Below are 16,300 nucleotides of genomic sequence, written 5' to 3'. Positions count from 1 at the left end.
CGGCGGCTCGGGCGTTCGGGACGGTCGCCGGGGATCAGACGCGGCTCCACCGCTGGTTCTGCTGTCCGTTGCAGCTCCACAGGATCGCGTGGGTCCCGTTGGCGGTGCCCGCGCCTTCCGCGTCCAGGCACAGTCCGGAGTGGACGTTGTGGACCGAGCCGTCCTGGCCGAACGTCCACCTCTGGTTGTCCTGCCCGGTGCACGGCCAGCTGAGCACGCGGGTGCCGTTGGTGGTGCCCTGGTGGTCGGCGTCGAGGCACTTGTCGCCGAACACACGGACCTCGCCGTTCTCCCAGGTGGTCCAGAGCTGGTTCGCCGCGGTCTGGCAGTCCCAGATCAGCGCGCCCGCGCCCGCGGCCGTCGAAGCGTTGTCGACGTCCAGGCAGCGCCCGGATCCCGCGCCGCGCAGCCGGGACGTCGTGGCGGCCAGCGGGGCACCACCGGACACCCGGTACGCCGCGACGCCGTGCGCCGGCACGCTCGCGCCGATCGGGCCGCCGGTCGTCGAAGTCGCGCCGGTCCACACGTCGGTCAGGGTGAACGCCGAGCCGGAGAGCCCGATCTGCGCGGCGGTCGTGCTCACGGTGGTCGTGGCGCTGCCGCGGTTGAGCAGCCCGACCGCGACCGAGCCGTCGGCCAGCGGCTTCGCGAAGACCTCGACGTCGCCGTCGTCACGCACCCGGCGGCCGCCGGCGCCGAGCCGGTCCTGGTCGACCGCCAGCAGCCGCGGGTTCCGCAGCACCGCGCTGATGTCGGCCGACATCGTGCGGATGTCGTTGCCCGCCATCAACGGCGCGGCCATGAGGGCCCACAGGGCGAAGTGGGCGCGGGACTCGGTCAGCGACAGCCCGGGCCGCCCGACGACGAGCATGTCCGGGTCGTTCCAGTGCCCCGGGCCGGCCTGCGCGGCCAGCGGGGCGGTGACGTCGAGGACGTTGCCCACGCCCATCGGGTAGCTGTTGGTGTTGCCGTTCTGCCAGACGTCCAGCAGGTCCTCGGTGGTGCGCCAGAGGTCCGCGACCTGGCCCCAGTCGTACTTGTCGCCGGTGATGGCGTGGTAGCTGTTGGGGTTGATGCTGTAGACGATCGGGCGGCCGGTGGCGCGCACGGCGTCGCGCATCACCGTGAACCGGGCGACCTGCTCGTCGCGGGTGCCGGCGGGGGAGCACCAGTCGTACTTGAGGTAGTCCACGCCCCACGACGCGAACGTGGTGGCGTCCTGGACCTCGTGCCCCGCGCTGCCGGTGGAACCGGGGTAGGTGCCGGTGCGCTGGGCACAGGTGCGGTCGGTCGGCACCTGGTAGATGCCGAACTTCAGGCCGCGCCCGTGGATGTAGTCGCCCAGCGCCTTCATGCCGCTCGGGAACTTCGACGCGTTGGCGCGCAGGGCTCCTTGGGAGTCGCGTTGCGGGTCGAACCAGCAGTCGTCGACGACGACGTACTGGTAGCCCGCGTCCTTCATCCCGGACGAGACCATCGCGTCGGCCGCCTGACGGATGGCGGTCTCGGTGACGCCGCAGCCGAAGCTGTTCCAGCTGTTCCAGCCCAGCGGCGGGGTGAGCGCCGGGCTGCCGGGCGCGGCCACGGCGGCCGGCGGGGTCGGTAGCACGGTCGCCAAGGCCAGTGCGGTGGCCGCGGCGGTGAGCAGGTGCAGGATGCGGTGGCGCGGTCGAACGGGCATCGTCGCCCCTTTCCGGGAGTGGAAGCGGAGTGGCGGCCGGCCGGCGACGCCGAAGCGCTCGTTCACCCGGGCCGGCCGCCGATTCGTGACGTCAAGCGGCGAACTGCCACCAGTTCACGTTGAACAGGTAGCCGCTGCCCCCGGTGAACCGGAGGTACAGGTCGTGCGTCCCCGTCGCCCCGGTCACCGGGCAGGACACGCTCGTCCAGGTCTGCCAGCCACCCGTACCCGGAACGGTGCAGGTTCCCGCCAGGGTGCCCCCGGTGCTGTCCAGCCGGACTTCGATCCGGCCGCCGGCGGCCGCGGAGGCGACTCGCGCGGTGAAGGTCCGGGCGCCGGTACCGAAAGCGGCGCCCTTGACCTTGATCCAGTCACCGTTCTCGAGGTAGCCGACGTTCATCCCGCCCTCGGTGGACGGCTCGGTCTCGACGCCGGACTCCCAGGCGATCGTTTCCGCTTCCTGCCGCGTGTACGGGTTCAGCGTGCCCACCTGCGGCACGCCCGTCGTGCTCATGCCGATCGTGGGGATGGTGCCGTCGGCGTTGTAGGTGAACTTCTCCACGGCCACCGAGCGCGTGTAGCCGCCGCCGCCCGGCAAGGCGCCGTTGTGGTAGAAGAAGTAGGAGTTCCCGTTGAAGTCGATCACGCCCGGGTGGTTGGTGAAGCTGCTTCCCTGAGTGGGCATGACCGTCCCGCGGTACGTCCACGGTCCGGTGGGGCCGGGAGCGGTCGAGTAGCCGATGAACTCCGAGCAGCAGTTCGCCGCGAACACGTTGTAGTACAAGCCGTTGCGCTTGTAGACCCAGGGACCTTCCTCGAACAGCGTCGGCCGGCTCGCGTTCCCCGTGCGCGTGCCGAACCCGGCGGTGGTCAGGGGGATCTGGGTCGGACCGCTCGAGTAGGAGATCATGTCGGCGTTGAGCTTCACGTACCACAGGTGCGGGTTGCCCCAGTACAGGTAGGCCTGCCCGTCGTCGTCGACGAACACCGTGGGGTCGATCTCGCCGTTGCCGACGAGCGGGTGCCCGAGCGCGTCGCTGAACGGCCCGGTGGGGCTGTTCGACACGGCCACGCCGATCGCCATCGCGCCGGTCGCCCGGACCGTCATCGGGACGTACCAGTAGAACTTGCCGTTGCGGTAGACGGTCTGGCCCGCCCAGGCGTTGGCGCTCGCCCACGTGAAGCTGGCGAGGTTCAGGGGGGAGCCGTGGTCGGTCCAGTTGACCATGTCCGCCGACGACCACACCCGCCATTCCTTCATGGTGAAGTACGTCGAGCCGTCTTCGTCGTGTCCGGTGTAGAGGTAGACGCGGCCGTTGTACACCAGCGGCGCGGGATCGGCGGTATAGATGGTCTGGACGATCGGGTTGTCCGCCCGGGCCACCGCCGGGAACAGTCCCAGGGCACACAACAGGCTGACGATCAGCGTGAACGCCCGCCGGGGTTTGACGATCGCCGAAGGTGAGGACGCGACTTTCACAGGTGCTCCTTGGGTAGTGGTCACCGTTTGCTCGCGCTCCAGAGCCAGGCGAGGAGCAGTGTGACACGGCACTGTTCACGCTCACAAGCATTCGCCACGGCGCATGAAAGTTACACCTTGGCCGTGTGTTCCACGCTGGGGTTTAGCGGCGGCCACAGGTCCGGTCGGTCATGGGGGTTGACCATCGGCTCCGGCTGAGCCTAGACATGGTGTCAGTTCCGGTGATCCCAGGCGGCACTTCGTCCACCACATTGTGTTAACGCTAACTGTTTCGGAGCCGAGGAGGCTTTCCGCGATGTCCGAGTTCAGCCGTCGCACGATGCTGGGTCTGATCACGGTGAGCGGCTCGGCGGCCGCCGGTCTGCTGCGCGGCGGGACCGCCTGGGCCACCGCCGGGCCGGGCAGCTACACGCCGACCTGGTCGTCGGTCGACCAGCACCCGCCCGCGGCGGAGTGGTTCTGCGACGCCAAGTTCGGCATCTACTTCCACTGGGGCGTCTTCAGCGTCCCCGCGTTCGGCAACGAGTGGTACCCCCGCAACATGTACGTCGCTGGCTCGGCCGAGAACAACCACCACCAGGCCGTGTACGGCGACCCGTCGGCGTGGCCCTACCACAACTTCGTCAACGGGGCCCGCGACAAAGCCGGCAACTTCGTGCAGTTCGCGCCGAAGCTCAAGTCCGCGGGCGGCAACTTCGACCCGGCGGAGTGGGCGCAGCTGTTCGCCGACGCCGGGGCCAAGTTCGCCGGGCCCGTCGCCGAGCACCACGACGGCTTCTCGATGTGGAACAGCGCCGTCAACGAGTGGAACTCGGTCGCCAAGGGGCCGCGGCTGGACCTGGTGCGGCTGCACGCCGACGCGATCCGCGCCCGGGGGCTGAAGTTCATGGTGTCGCTGCACCACGCCTACCACTTCACCGGCTTCTACGACCACGTGCCGGCGCAGTCGGACGCCGGTCTGCGCAAGCTGTACGGCCAGCTGGGCTCGGCGGCGGAGAACCAGCTCTGGTACGACAAGCTGGCCGAGGTCGTCGACGGCTACCAGCCGGATCTCTTGTGGCAGGACTTCAACCTGCCCCGCGTGGACGAGTCCCGGCGGCTGAACTTCCTGTCGTACTACTACAACAAGGCCGTCGCGTGGAACAAGGACGTCGTCGCGACCTACAAGGACGGTTTCGACAACCGGGGCGAGGTCTTCGACTTCGAGCGCGGCGGACCGGGGGACATCCAGAACCCGTACTGGCTGACCGACGACAGCATCTCCAGCTCCAGCTGGTGCTACACGACCGGCATCGGCTACTACTCGATGAAGGCGATGCTGCACGCGCTGATCGACCGCGTCAGCAAGAACGGCACGATGCTGCTCAACATCGCGCCGATGGCCGACGGCACCATCCCGTCCGGGCAGCGGACGATCCTGCTCGGCATCGGCGACTACCTCGGCCGTTTCGGGGAGTCGATCTACGCCACCCGCGCCTGGTCGGCCTACGGCGAAGGCCCGACGCAGATGGGCGGCGGCTCCTTCACCACGCCGCGTGAGGGCACCAACCGCGACATCCGGTTCACCCGGAGCAAGGACAACACCGTCCTGTACGCCACGGTCCTGGGGTGGCCGGGCAGCACGCTGGACGTCGCGACGCTCGGCTCGAGCCGGATCAACCTCGGCTCGCTGAAGACCGTGCAGCTGCTCGGTGCCACGGCCGGGTCCTACACCGACCTGCCCGACCGCACCCAGGACGGCTCCGGGCTGCACGTCCGGCTGCCGTCAGTGCCGTTCAGCGCCCCGGCGTACGTGGTGAAGCTGACCTTCACCGGCCAGATCCCGGCTCCGGGGTCCGGATCGCTCCCCACCGGCTGGGTGCGGATCGCGAACGTCACGACCGGTCTCGTGCTCGACAGCGGCGGGAGCGTCGCGGCCGGGTCGGTGCTGAAGCAGTGGTCCTACGACGGCTCGGCCAATCTCCAGTGGCAGCTGGTCGACCTGGGCAACGGCTACTACCGGATCGTCAACCGCACCAACGGTATGGTCGCCGACAGCGGCGGCCGGACGGGCAACGGCGTCAACGCCGTGCAGACGTCCTGGACCGGGAGCGACAACCAGCAGTGGCGGCTGACCGGGCTCGGGAACGGGCGCTACCAGATCGTCAACCGGGGCACCGGCACCGCACTCGACGGCGCGGGCACCACCACGGCCGGCTCCACGGTCGTCCTGTGGGCGCCGAACACCAGCACCAACAACCAGTGGACCGTCACGGCCGTCTGATCCCCCCCTGCGTCGGAAGAGAGAACCGCCATGCCCGGAGCCTTGTTCCGCAGGGTGCGAACCACGATGGCCGTGGTCGTCGTCCTGGCCGCCGGCGTGGTGGCCGGGGCCGCGCCGGCCCAGGCCGCCACCTCGATCACGATCAACGGCGGATCGGCCGGCCGCACCTTCGACGGCGTCGGCGCGGTCAGCGGCGGCGGGGGCAACAGCCGCCTGCTGATCGACTACCCCGAGCCGCAGCGCGGCCAGATCCTCGACTACCTGTTCAAGCCCGGTTACGGCGCCGCGCTGCAGATCCTCAAGGTGGAGATGGGCGGGGACACCAACTCCACCAGCGGGGCGGAGCCCAGCCACGCCCACTTCCGCGGCGACCTGGACTGCAACCGCGGCTACGAGTGGTGGCTCATGGAGCAGGCCAAGGCGCGCAACCCCGGCATCAAGCTCGTGGGCCTGCCCTGGGGTGCGCCGGGCTGGATCGGCAACGGCACGTTCTTCTCCGACGACCTGACCGGCTACTACCTTTCGTGGCTCGGGTGCGCCAAGCAGCACGGGCTGACGATGGACTACCTCACGACCGTCCAGAACGAGAAGCAGTGGAGCGCCGACTGGACCGTCACCATCCGCAACGCGCTCAACGCCAACGGGTACAGCGCCGTCAAGCTCATCTCCGGTGATTCCTGGCCGGGGGACTGGGGGCCCGCGAGCGCCATCTCGACGAACACGGCGTACCGCAACGCCACCGACGTGCTCAGCGCCCACTACACCTGTGGTTACCTCAGCGCGCAGACGTCGTGCAGTGTCCCGGCCGGCGTCACCAACACCGGCAAGACGCTGTGGTCCAGCGAGAACGGGTCCCAGGACTACAACGACGGCGCCAAGCCGCTGGCCCGCGGCATCAACCGCGTCTACCTCGACGGCAAGATGACCGCCTACCTCAACTGGGACCTCATCGCCGCCACCACGCCGAACATCCCCTGGCCGACCGTCGGGCTGGCGCTGGCCAACCAGCCGTGGTCGGGCTACTACTCGATCGGCAAGGACGCCTGGGCGCTCGCGCACACCACGCAGTTCACCGCGCCCGGCTGGAAGTACCTCGACGCGTCCAGCGGCTACCTCGGCGGCAACCGCGCCAACGGCAGCTACGTCTCGCTGAAGTCGCCGAACAACACCGACTACAGCACGATCATCGAGACCATGGACGCCACCTCGGCCCAGACGCTGAACCTGAACGTCACCGGCGGGCTGTCCACCGGCCAGGTGCACGTGTGGGCGACCAACCTGAACTCGAACAACCCCGCGGACTTCTTCGGGCACACGGCCGACGTCACCCCGTCCGGCGGTGCGTTCTCCCTGACCGCCCAGCCCGGCTACCTCTACACGATCACGACCACCACCGGGCAGGGCAAGGGCACCGCGAGCAGCCCGGCGCAGGGCTCGCTGAACCTGCCCTACAGCGACGACTTCGACGGGTACGCGACGGGCAAGGAAGCCAAGTACCTGATGGACATGGAGGGCGCCTTCGAGACGTCCGCCTGCGGCGCCGGCCGTTCCGGCACGTGCGTGCGCCAGTCCGCTCCGCAGAAGGCGATCCCCTGGAAGAAGACGACCGACCCGTACGCGTTGCTGGGCAACGTGGCCTGGAGCACCTACACGGTCAACGCGGACGTGTTGCTGGAGAAGTCCGGGTACGTCCAGCTGCTCGGCCGGGCCGGCTCCCAGGACACGGGCAACCAGGGCGCGCTGAACGCCTACTACCTGCGGGTCGGTGACACCGGTGCCTGGTCGATCCAGCGCAACAACACCAGCCAGCAGGTCACGACGCTGCGCAGCGGTACGACGACCGCGTTGGGCACCAACCGCTGGCACAAGCTGTCCCTGGGCTTCTCCGGCAGCACCATCACCGCCACCGTCGACGGCGTGGTCGTCGGAACGGTCACCGATACCACCTTCCCGGCGGGCCAGGTCGGGATCGGCACGAGCCAGGGGGAGACCGCGCAGTTCGACAACCTCGCCGTGACCGGCTCGGGCGGCGGGTCGACGTCCGTGCTGCGCAACACCGGCTCGAGCCGGTGCCTCGACGTCCCGAGCGCGTCGCAGACCAACGGTACCCAGGTGACGCTGTGGGACTGCAACGGCGGCGGCAACCAGCAGTGGACCCTCACCTCCGGGAAGCAGCTCCAGGTGTACGGCACGAAGTGCCTCGACGCCGAGGGAGCGAGCACCGCGGCCGGCACCCGGGCGATCATCTGGGACTGCACGGGCGGCACCAACCAGCAGTGGAACGCCAACACCGACGGCACGATCACGGGTGTCCAGTCAGGACTGTGCCTCGGCCCGAGCGGCACCGGGAACAGCGCACCGGTGACCTTGCAGGCTTGTACGGGCAGCAACGCCCAGAAGTGGAACCGAAGCTGACCGCGGCCGGTCGTGAGTGAGAAACAGTGTTCTAACACTGTTTCTCACTCACGACCCCTGGCACGGCGAGAGCATCCCCGACCGGACAAAGGAGTTCGCTCATGACCCCACGATGGAGAAGGTTGCTGCAAACCACAGGTGCCGCGGTGGCGCTCGCCGCGGGCGCGCTGGCCGGCCCGGCCGCACCGGCGCAGGCCGCGACGCAAGGGCCGTGCGACCTCTACGCTGCCGGCGGGACGTCCTGCGTGGCCGCGCATTCCACCACCCGGGCGCTCTACGGCGCTTACAACGGTGCCCTGTACCAAGTCCGGCGGTCGTCCGACAACACGACACGGGACATCGGCGTGCTGAGCGCCGGCGGTGTCGCGAACGCCGCGGCCCAGGATTCGTTCTGCGCGAGCACGACGTGTCTCATCACCGTCATCTACGACCAGTCCGGCCGCGGCAACCACCTCACGCAGGCCCCGCCCGGCGGGTTCTCCGGCCCGGCCGCCGGCGGGTACGACAACCTGGCCAACGCCACCGCCGCCCCGATCACCATCGGCGGCCAGAAGGCCTACGGCGTGTTCGTCGCCCCCGGAACCGGCTACCGCAACAACAACACGAACGGTGTCGCGACCGGTGACCAGCCGGAAGGCATGTACGCGATCTTCGACGGTACGCACTACAACGGCGGCTGCTGCTTCGACTACGGCAACGCCGAGCGCAACAGCCGGGACAACGGCAACGGCACCATGGAGGCCATCTACTTCGGCAACATCAAGGTCTGGGGTTACGGCGCCGGACCGGGCCCCTGGGTCATGTCCGACCTCGAGAACGGCCTCTACTCCGGCGTCAACGCCGGTTACAACGCCAACGACCCCACCGTCAACCACCGCTACCTGACCGCGATCCTCAAGGGTGAGGCCAACCACTGGTCCATCCGCGGCGGCAACGCGCAGTCCGGTGGTCTGTCCACCTTCTACAACGGCTCACGCCCCAACGTGTCCGGCTACAACCCGATGCGCAAGGAAGGCGCGATCATCCTCGGCACCGGGGGCGACAACAGCATCGGCTCCGCGGGCACCTTCTACGAAGGCGTGATGACTTCCGGCTACCCGTCCGACGCCACCGAGAACGCCGTGCAGGCCAACATCACCGCCGCCGCGTACGGCACCGGCGGCAGCGGCACCAGCACCGGTCCGCTGCACGCGGTCGGCGCCGGCAAGTGCCTCGACGTCCCGGGCTCCACCACGACGTCCGGCACCCAGCTGCAGATCTACAGCTGCAGCGGCCAGGCGAACCAGACCTGGACCCGCACGTCGTCGAACCAGCTGACGGCCACCGTCGGCGGGCAGACGCTCTGCCTGGACGCCTCGGGCAACGGGACCAGCGCCGGGACGAAGGTGGTGACCTGGTCCTGCAACGGCCAGGCCAACCAGCAGTGGACCGTCAACTCCAACGGCACGGTCACCGGCGGGCAGTCCGGCCTGTGCCTGGACGTGACGGGTGCGTCGACGGCCAACGGCGCGCTGGTCGAGCTGTGGACCTGCAACGGCGGCAGCAACCAGCAGTGGACGCTGGGCTAGGACCTTCGACGAAGGAACGAGGTTGTCATGACTACCAGCCCATCCCGGTGGCGGACCGCGCTCGCCACCGCGGCGACCGCCGGACTCGCGGCGAGTGCCCTGGTGCTGTTCCCCGGCACCGCCGGCGCGGCGAGCACACTCGGCGCCGCGGCGGCGCAGAGCGGAAGGTACCTCGGCGCCGCGATCTCCACCAGTCACCTCGGCGAAGCGGCGTACGTGAACACGTGGACGTCGGAGTTCAACGGCGTCACCCCGGAAAACGAGATGAAGTGGGCGACGGTCGAGCCGAACCGCAACCAGTTCAACTTCGGGCCCGGGGAGCAGATCGTCAGCCAGGCCAGGAGCAAGGGGATGAAGATCCGCGGGCACACGCTGGTGTGGCACGGGCAGCTGGCCGGGTGGGTGAGCGGGCTGGACGCGAGCAACCTGCGGTCGGCGATGCAGAACCACATCAGCCAGGTGGCCGGTCACTGGAAGGGCCAGCTCTACGCGTGGGACGTCGTCAACGAGGCGTTCGAGGAGAACGGCACCCGCCGGCAGTCGGTGTTCCAGCAGAAGCTCGGTGACGGCTACATCGAGGACGCGTTCCGCGCGGCTCGCACGGCCGACCCGAACGCCAAGCTCTGCTACAACGACTACAACACCGACGGCGTCAACGCGAAGAGCACCGGGATCTACAACATGGTCCGGGACTTCAAGAGCCGGGGCGTGCCGATCGACTGCGTGGGCTTCCAGAGCCACCTCGGCTCGAACTCCAACCTCGGCAGCTACCAGACGAACCTGCAGCGCTTCGCCGACCTCGGCGTCGACGTGCAGATCACCGAGCTGGACGTCGGCGGCTCGGGCTCCGGTCAGGCGAACGTCTACCGGCAGGTCACCCAGGCGTGCACGGCGGTCTCCCGCTGCACCGGCATCACGGTCTGGGGCGTCACGGACAAGTACTCGTGGCGCTCAGGCGACACACCGCTGCTGTTCGACGGCAACTACGGCAAGAAGCAGGCCTACACCGCCGTTCTCGACGTGCTCAACAGCGGCGGCGGGAACGGTGGCAATGGCGCGATCCGCGCCGTGGCCGCGAACCGGTGCCTGGACGTGCCGAGCTCGTCGACCACCCCCGGCACTTCGCTGGGGATCTGGGACTGTCACGGCGGGACGAACCAGCAGTGGACCCGCACGAGCTCCGGGGCGCTGACCGTCTACTCCGGTGACGGGCAGCGGTGCCTGGACACCGCGGGCGGTGGAACCGCCGCCGGGACCGCGGCCGTGATCGCGAACTGCACCGGCGGCAACGGCCAGAAGTGGACGTCGAACTCGAACGGGACGTTCACGAACGGCCAGTCCGGACTGTGCCTGGACGTCAACGGCGCCGCGACCGCCAACGGGACCGCAGTGATCATCTGGACCTGCAACGGCGGAGCCAACCAGCAGTGGACCGGCCCGGCGACCTGATCGCGCCGAAGCCCGGACTCCACGCCTGCATGCCCGGGATGCCGGAGTTCGCTGCGGACTCCGGCACCCCGAGCGGCAACAGCCCGGCAAAGCGAAGGCGGTCGACGCCCGTCACCACCCTTGGGTCGACAACCGCCTTGTCCACAGTGGTCTCCGGTGACCTCATGATGGAGACAAGCCTGATCCGGACAGGTTATGTCCGGTATTCAGGATAGCGTCGTGATCATGACAACGAACACCGTCCAACTGGCCTCCGTCCGCGTGATCACCGACGACCTACCGCAACTCGTCCGCTTCTACGAGGTCCTCACCGGCGCCACCCCGCAGTACCTGACTGACGACTTCGTCGAGCTGGTGACACCGTCCGCGACGTTCGCGCTCAGCACGCCGGAGCGGGTCGCTTTCATCACGGACAACCCACCGCGAGCGGCCGCCAACCGCACCGCCATCGTCGAGTTCGTCGTGGAGGACGTCGAATCCCTGCTTGCCCTCATGAAGACCGAACTCGGCGATGACCTCGACATCGTGCAGGCGCCGACGATGATGCCCTGGGGCAACATGTCCGTTCTGATCCGCGACCCCGAAGGGTCACTCGTCAACCTCTACACGCCGGTCACGCCGCAGGCGCTGCGACTGCAGCAGAACCGGACACCCAAGATGCCACCGCCCACCAGCAAGGCGGACTGACCACAGACGCAGGTCGAGCACAGGTACGACGCGACCTGACGGACCTTGGACGAGGAGTCGCCACGCGTTCCTAGCCCGAGTCGCCGCCGGGTTCGACGATCGCCGCGGCGATCAGTTTCTGTCCCAGCGCGGCAACGACGCCGTGCAGAGCTTTCGGCTGCTCGATGACGAACGGCCGATCGAGAGCGGCCAATCTTCCCGCGACCCATTCCAAACGTTCCGCACGTACGAAAATTCTCAGCCAGTGACCATTTCCGGCGACGCCGGCTACCGGTTCGACCGACGCCAGCGTCTCCGGGAACAACGCTCGCACTTGCATTGCGTCAGCGTCGACGAGCACTGACACCTCGTGTCGCCCGGGACCCGCCGCGAGCGGGCCCACAACCCGCTGCACCGGGTTCAGGTCATCCGGCACCTCGAACGTGCCCTCCAGCAGGCGCAGGCCGGCGATGCGGTCCAGGCGGAACGTCCGCTCCGCCTGGCGCCCGACGTCGTGGCCGGTGAGGTAGAGCAACCCGTGCATGGCAACGATGCCGTGCGGATGAACGGTGCGTAACCGTGCACGTCCGTGCCGCGGCATGTAGTCGAAGGCAACCGGACGCCGGTCCCCCGTCGCCTGCGCCAGCCCGAGAAGCACTCTCGCGCTTGCCTCCTCGCCACCCCCGGTGTGGTCTGCCTCGCCGATCCGACCGCCGGTGAAATTCACGGTGCCGACCACTGCGTCAATCTGTCGTGCCAGGGCCGGGGGCAGTACCCGGCGCACCTTCGAGGTGGCGGCCTCCACGTCACCGATCGAGGCCGGACCAGACCCCGACCGGCCCGTCAGCAGAAGCCCCCAGACGACCGCCAGTGCTTCCTCGTCGGTGAGCATCAACGGAGGCATCCGGTAGTGGCGCGCCAATCGGTAACCGCCGTGACGACCACGCACGGAATCCACCGGAATGCCGAGGTCACGCAGGTGCTCCACGTAGCGGCGCACCGTGCGTCCATCCACGTTCAGCCGCTCGGCCAGCTCAGCAGAGGTCCGGGTGCCACCGGACTGCAACAACTCGAGCAACGTCAACACCCGAGCTGTCGGCCGTGCCACGTCACCCCACGCCATGCTCGGGCTGACGTAGTCCGGCAGGGTGCCGGTCACCGCCGCGGCGCCGTGCGGGTCGACGACGCCGCGCAGCCAGGTGAAGCGGACCACCCCGGTGACGGTGACGCCGAACGGAGCCTCCAGTCGCAGGACCCGCCGGTGCGCCCGCACCGGGCAGGGTTCCTGCGGAGTCGATCAGCACGTTGACGCCATAGCCGCCGGACGCATCCATGGGGGCCCACACCTCATCAGCGAACACCTCCGCGCGCACCATTCGCCCATCCTCGGCCCGAGAGGTCAAATAATCAGGAGACACGCCCTAGGACATCACGCGCCGCCCACCGTGACAGATCACGCGGTCGGTTCTTGCCGTCGTGACCCGCGTCGGGTGGGGGTGCGAGGATTGTCTGCAGCGCCGGACCGATGTGCCGGACGATCGCCTAGGTGTACTGACCCGTGAGGTTAGGGACGCGGGTGGCGGGTGGTTTGCCGCCGAGTGCGGTGTGGCCGCGATGGTGATTGTAGGTATGCAACCACCCCGGATAGGCATCACGTCGCTCAGCCTCTGAGCGGTAAGGGCGTGCGTATGCCCACTCGTCGAGCAGAGTGCGGTTGAACCGCTCGACCTTCCCGTTGGTCTGCGGCCGGTAAGGACGCGTGCGTTTGTGGACGATGTCCGCGCCGCGCAGCGTGTCGCGCCAGAGATGAGACTTGTAGCAGGCCCCGTTGTCGGTCAACACCCGCGCGACAGTGACCCCGGCGGCGGCGAAGAACGCCTGCGCCCGGGCCCAGAACGCGACCGCGGTTTCCTTGGTCTCATCAGGCAGGATCTCGCTGTAAGCCAGCCGGGAGTGATCGTCCACGGCGTTGTGGAGATAGCTGGACCCGATCTTCGGTGCGCCGCGGCGGGAGCGGGCCGTGGCGGTGGCCCTCTTGTTCCGCAGGCCGGTGGCGCGGTCGGTGACGCGGTGCCCTCCACCATCGGGAATGTTGCCCAGCTTTTGATGTCGACGTGCACCAGATCACCCGGGGCGGCGTGTTCGTAGCGGCGGACCGGTGTTGCGGTAGCTCGGTCGAGGTGGGTCAGCCGGGAGCATCGGTAGCGGTCAGGATCCGGTGCACCGTGGAGGGGTTTATCCCGAGCAGGTAGGCGATGCGGGCCGGTCCCCACCGGCGCAAGACCCGGACTTTGATGATCCGCCGCTCGAGCCGGGTGGGGGTCCGGTGCGGGCAGGTCCGGGGCCGTGAGGAGCGGTCGGCCAAGCCGGCTTCACCGTCGGCGCGGTAGCGGTCGACCCAGCGTTTCGCGGTGGTGACCGCGACCTGGAACCGCTCCGCGGCCCGTCTCAGCGGCCAGCCCTCCTCCACGACACAGCGGGCCAGGCGCAGCCTGCCGGTCGGGGTCAGGGGTGCGTTAGCGTGGGTCACGAGGGCCTCCGTTGCTCGGCGTAGACGTCGCAATCCACACCGAACCCGGAGGCCCTCCCTCATTTCAAGATCATCCGATCAAGTGTCGTCCCGTACCCAACCTCCGTGGTCAGTACACCTAGGTCTCCTCTTTGGCGAGTAGGGCCACTTGCACGATCTGCCGGCCGACGACGATGCCGACGAGCATCGAGGCCGCCGGAGCGGCGCGGATCCCCGGTGTCGTGACTGTCCGAAGTGGACTGCCGGGCACCTTCGGACAGGCGCGCTTCGCGGCCCGGTTCAGGGCGATGTCGAGCGCGACGCAGCCGCCGGCACCGTAGCGGCGGCGATCAACGAGTGCGTCCAGCGCCGGCCGCAGACGCGCAGGCGCGGCCGCCGGCGGTTGCGGGCAGCGGTGACGGAGCAGGGCGGGTGCCGGGGAGGTCTTTCAAGCGCGTGTTCCCCTCGAGCCATACGGCAATCGAAGACCGTCGAGGCTCAGCCCACGCGAATTTTCACTGTGTGAGGGTGTACACGTGGGCGCCAACGGCGTGGTACTCGACTGGATCACAACCGTCTTTCGTCCGCTGCATCTGGGGGCTAGCCGGATCGTCGGTACACCGGGCTCAGTCGACCAGCTTGCGCAAGGTGCGCCCGGCCAGGTCGACCACACCGGGCTGGTGTCCGTTGGCGACCAGGTTGATGATCAGGCCATCGACGCCGGGATCGAGGACCCTGGCTTTCAGGTCTGCGGCGACCTGGTCGGGATCACCGACGAACTGACGAGCCGTGACCGCCGCACGCTCTTTGTCGGTGAGCGCGTCGAGGTCGATTCCTCGGCTGCGGAGAAAGGCACGCTGCTGTTCCCTGGCCCGGTCGCCGTTCTCGTCGATCATCACGAAGCCCAGGAAGCTCGTCTCCAACTTGGACCGGTCCCGGCCCGCCTCGGCGCATCGCTGGTCGAGCGCTTCGAGTTTGCGAGGCAGTTCTGCCGGGTCGCAGATGATGTTGAGGTGCTGGGCGAACCGCGCCGCCAGTGCGAAGGTCTTCTTCTCACCGCTGCCACCGAGCATGATCGGCAGGTCGTCGCGAATCCTGGGCTCGTTGATCGCGTTCTCGGTGTGGTACCACTTGCCGTCGAAGGTCGGGCGCTGACCGCGCAGCATCGGTTCGATGATCTGCAGCGCCTCGTCGAGACGTTCAAACCGGTCGGTGAAGGTGCCGAACTCCCAGCCGAACTGCCGGTGTTCCAGTTCGAACCAGCCTGCGCCGATGCCCAGTACCGCACGTCCGCCGCTGACCACGTCCAGCGTGGTGACGTTCTTGGCCAGCATCGGCGGGTTGCGGTACGTGTTTCCGGTGACGAGCGCGGACAGCTGGATCCGCGAGGTGGCGGTGGCCAATCCGCTCAGCGCGGAGTACGCCTCCAGCATCGGTTCGTCCGGCTCGCCGATGCCGGGCAACTGGTAGAAGTGATCCATCACGAACGCGGCGTCGAAGCCGGCATCTTCCGCCTCCCGCACCTGGCGGATCACCGTGGGGAACAGGTCCGTGACCGGCGTCCCGTAGCTGAAGCTGGGAATCTGGTAACCAAGCCGAATGCTCATGGTCCCAACGCTAAACCTTGGAGTGCGCTCCAGGGCAAGCTGCAGGGCGTGGACGTCGGAGGACAGGAGCGTGGCGGCCGGGTCGGAGTGGTCGTGCCGCCGACGATCGCGAGCCGGCCCGGTGCCTTGGTATCCCGCGCGGCGGGCGTCGGCTGCCCGGATGCCGTGGATGGCCTGGTGTCCGAGATGGACTCGGCTCGCGGTCACGCCGACCCGGGCGGACCACGGCCCGAGCCGGCAAGGGCGTGTTCAGAGGGGCGAGCTCCACCCGGGCGCGTCGGCGCCGGGAGCCATGAGGCCGGGTACCTGCCCGAAGTACTCGGCCATGAACGGCTGCTGAACGTGCTTCACGAGCGAAGCTCCGTTCTCCCATTCCTCGTAGATGAGATAGGCCGAGGCGTCCTCGTGCGAGCGGTTGACCGTGTAGTGGACGTTCCCGTCCTCCTGCCGGATCTTCGGCAGGATCGAGCGGATCAGCCCTTCGAACTCGGCTTCCTTCCCCGGGAGGATCCGGGCTTGACCGACCATGGCGACCGGGCCGGTCGCGGTCGCGATCTCGACCGGCAGCGGACCTTCGGTCACGTCGGTGTCACTCATTCGGTGTGCCTTTCGCCAGTGGGCCGTGAAACCTGCTACCAAGAGCCTAACCAGCAGATCTGGGC

Annotated in this window: 10 protein-coding genes and 1 pseudogene; 5 read left to right on the top strand and 6 right to left on the bottom strand. The window is 68.6% G+C overall.

The features are described 5' to 3' along the window. Positions 1 to 34 precede the first annotated feature (34 nt). Together OHS58_RS26680 and OHS58_RS26675 are read right to left on the bottom strand one after the other, a co-directional pair. Complete coding sequence (locus OHS58_RS26680; protein ID WP_328644385.1) at positions 35 to 1,681, bottom strand: glycoside hydrolase family 27 protein; 1,647 nt, start codon at positions 1,679 to 1,681, stop codon at positions 35 to 37. Between the two features lie 91 nt (positions 1,682 to 1,772). Further along, a complete protein-coding gene (locus OHS58_RS26675; protein ID WP_328644384.1) occupies positions 1,773 to 3,161 on the bottom strand; it encodes a glycoside hydrolase family 43 protein in 1,389 nt (462 codons plus the stop codon). 295 nt (positions 3,162 to 3,456) lie between these two features. Between OHS58_RS26675 and OHS58_RS26670 the strand changes: the two genes are divergently transcribed. The 5 genes from OHS58_RS26670 (at position 3,457) to OHS58_RS26650 (ending at position 11,543) form a co-directional block, all read left to right on the top strand. Continuing rightward, positions 3,457 to 5,424, top strand: a complete 1,968-nt coding sequence (locus OHS58_RS26670) for an alpha-L-fucosidase (RefSeq protein WP_328644383.1) — start codon at positions 3,457 to 3,459, stop codon at positions 5,422 to 5,424. A gap of 66 nt (positions 5,425 to 5,490) precedes the next feature. Then, entirely contained in the window at positions 5,491 to 7,839 is a 2,349-nt protein-coding gene (locus OHS58_RS26665) for a ricin-type beta-trefoil lectin domain protein (RefSeq protein ID WP_328644382.1), read from the top strand. 101 nt (positions 7,840 to 7,940) lie between these two features. Continuing rightward, positions 7,941 to 9,407 carry an arabinofuranosidase catalytic domain-containing protein gene (locus tag OHS58_RS26660; RefSeq protein ID WP_328644381.1) on the top strand — a complete coding sequence of 489 codons (1,467 nt, stop codon included), beginning with the start codon at positions 7,941 to 7,943 and terminating at the stop codon, positions 9,405 to 9,407. A gap of 27 nt (positions 9,408 to 9,434) precedes the next feature. Then, the gene (locus OHS58_RS26655; protein WP_328644380.1) at positions 9,435 to 10,856 is read left to right on the top strand and encodes an endo-1,4-beta-xylanase; all 1,422 of its coding nucleotides are present in this window, start codon (positions 9,435 to 9,437) and stop codon (positions 10,854 to 10,856) included. Between the two features lie 195 nt (positions 10,857 to 11,051). Next, positions 11,052 to 11,543, top strand: coding sequence for a VOC family protein (locus tag OHS58_RS26650; RefSeq protein ID WP_328644379.1), 492 nt, complete (start codon positions 11,052 to 11,054; stop codon positions 11,541 to 11,543). Between the two features lie 70 nt (positions 11,544 to 11,613). Here the strand turns inward: OHS58_RS26650 and OHS58_RS26645 are convergent, their stop codons facing one another. From OHS58_RS26645 to OHS58_RS26630, 4 genes and pseudogenes are all read right to left on the bottom strand, one after another. Beyond that, positions 11,614 to 12,735, bottom strand: a complete 1,122-nt coding sequence (locus OHS58_RS26645; protein ID WP_328644378.1) for a helix-turn-helix transcriptional regulator — start codon at positions 12,733 to 12,735, stop codon at positions 11,614 to 11,616. 329 nt (positions 12,736 to 13,064) lie between these two features. Continuing rightward, positions 13,065 to 14,052: pseudogene (locus OHS58_RS26640) on the bottom strand (IS481 family transposase). A gap of 605 nt (positions 14,053 to 14,657) precedes the next feature. Then, complete coding sequence (locus tag OHS58_RS26635) at positions 14,658 to 15,638, bottom strand: LLM class F420-dependent oxidoreductase (RefSeq protein ID WP_328644377.1); 981 nt, start codon at positions 15,636 to 15,638, stop codon at positions 14,658 to 14,660. A 249-nt stretch (positions 15,639 to 15,887) separates the two neighbouring features. Beyond that, on the bottom strand, positions 15,888 to 16,235 hold the full coding sequence (locus tag OHS58_RS26630) for a putative quinol monooxygenase (protein WP_326943749.1): 348 nt from the start codon (positions 16,233 to 16,235) through the stop codon (positions 15,888 to 15,890). Positions 16,236 to 16,300: the final 65 nt, after the last annotated feature.

It is taken from the genome of Amycolatopsis sp. NBC_00348 (assembly GCF_036114655.1).
Classification (GTDB): domain Bacteria; phylum Actinomycetota; class Actinomycetes; order Mycobacteriales; family Pseudonocardiaceae; genus Amycolatopsis.
The sequence above is the reverse complement of the archived record's forward strand: the minus strand, read 5'-3'. Positions and strand labels throughout refer to the sequence as shown.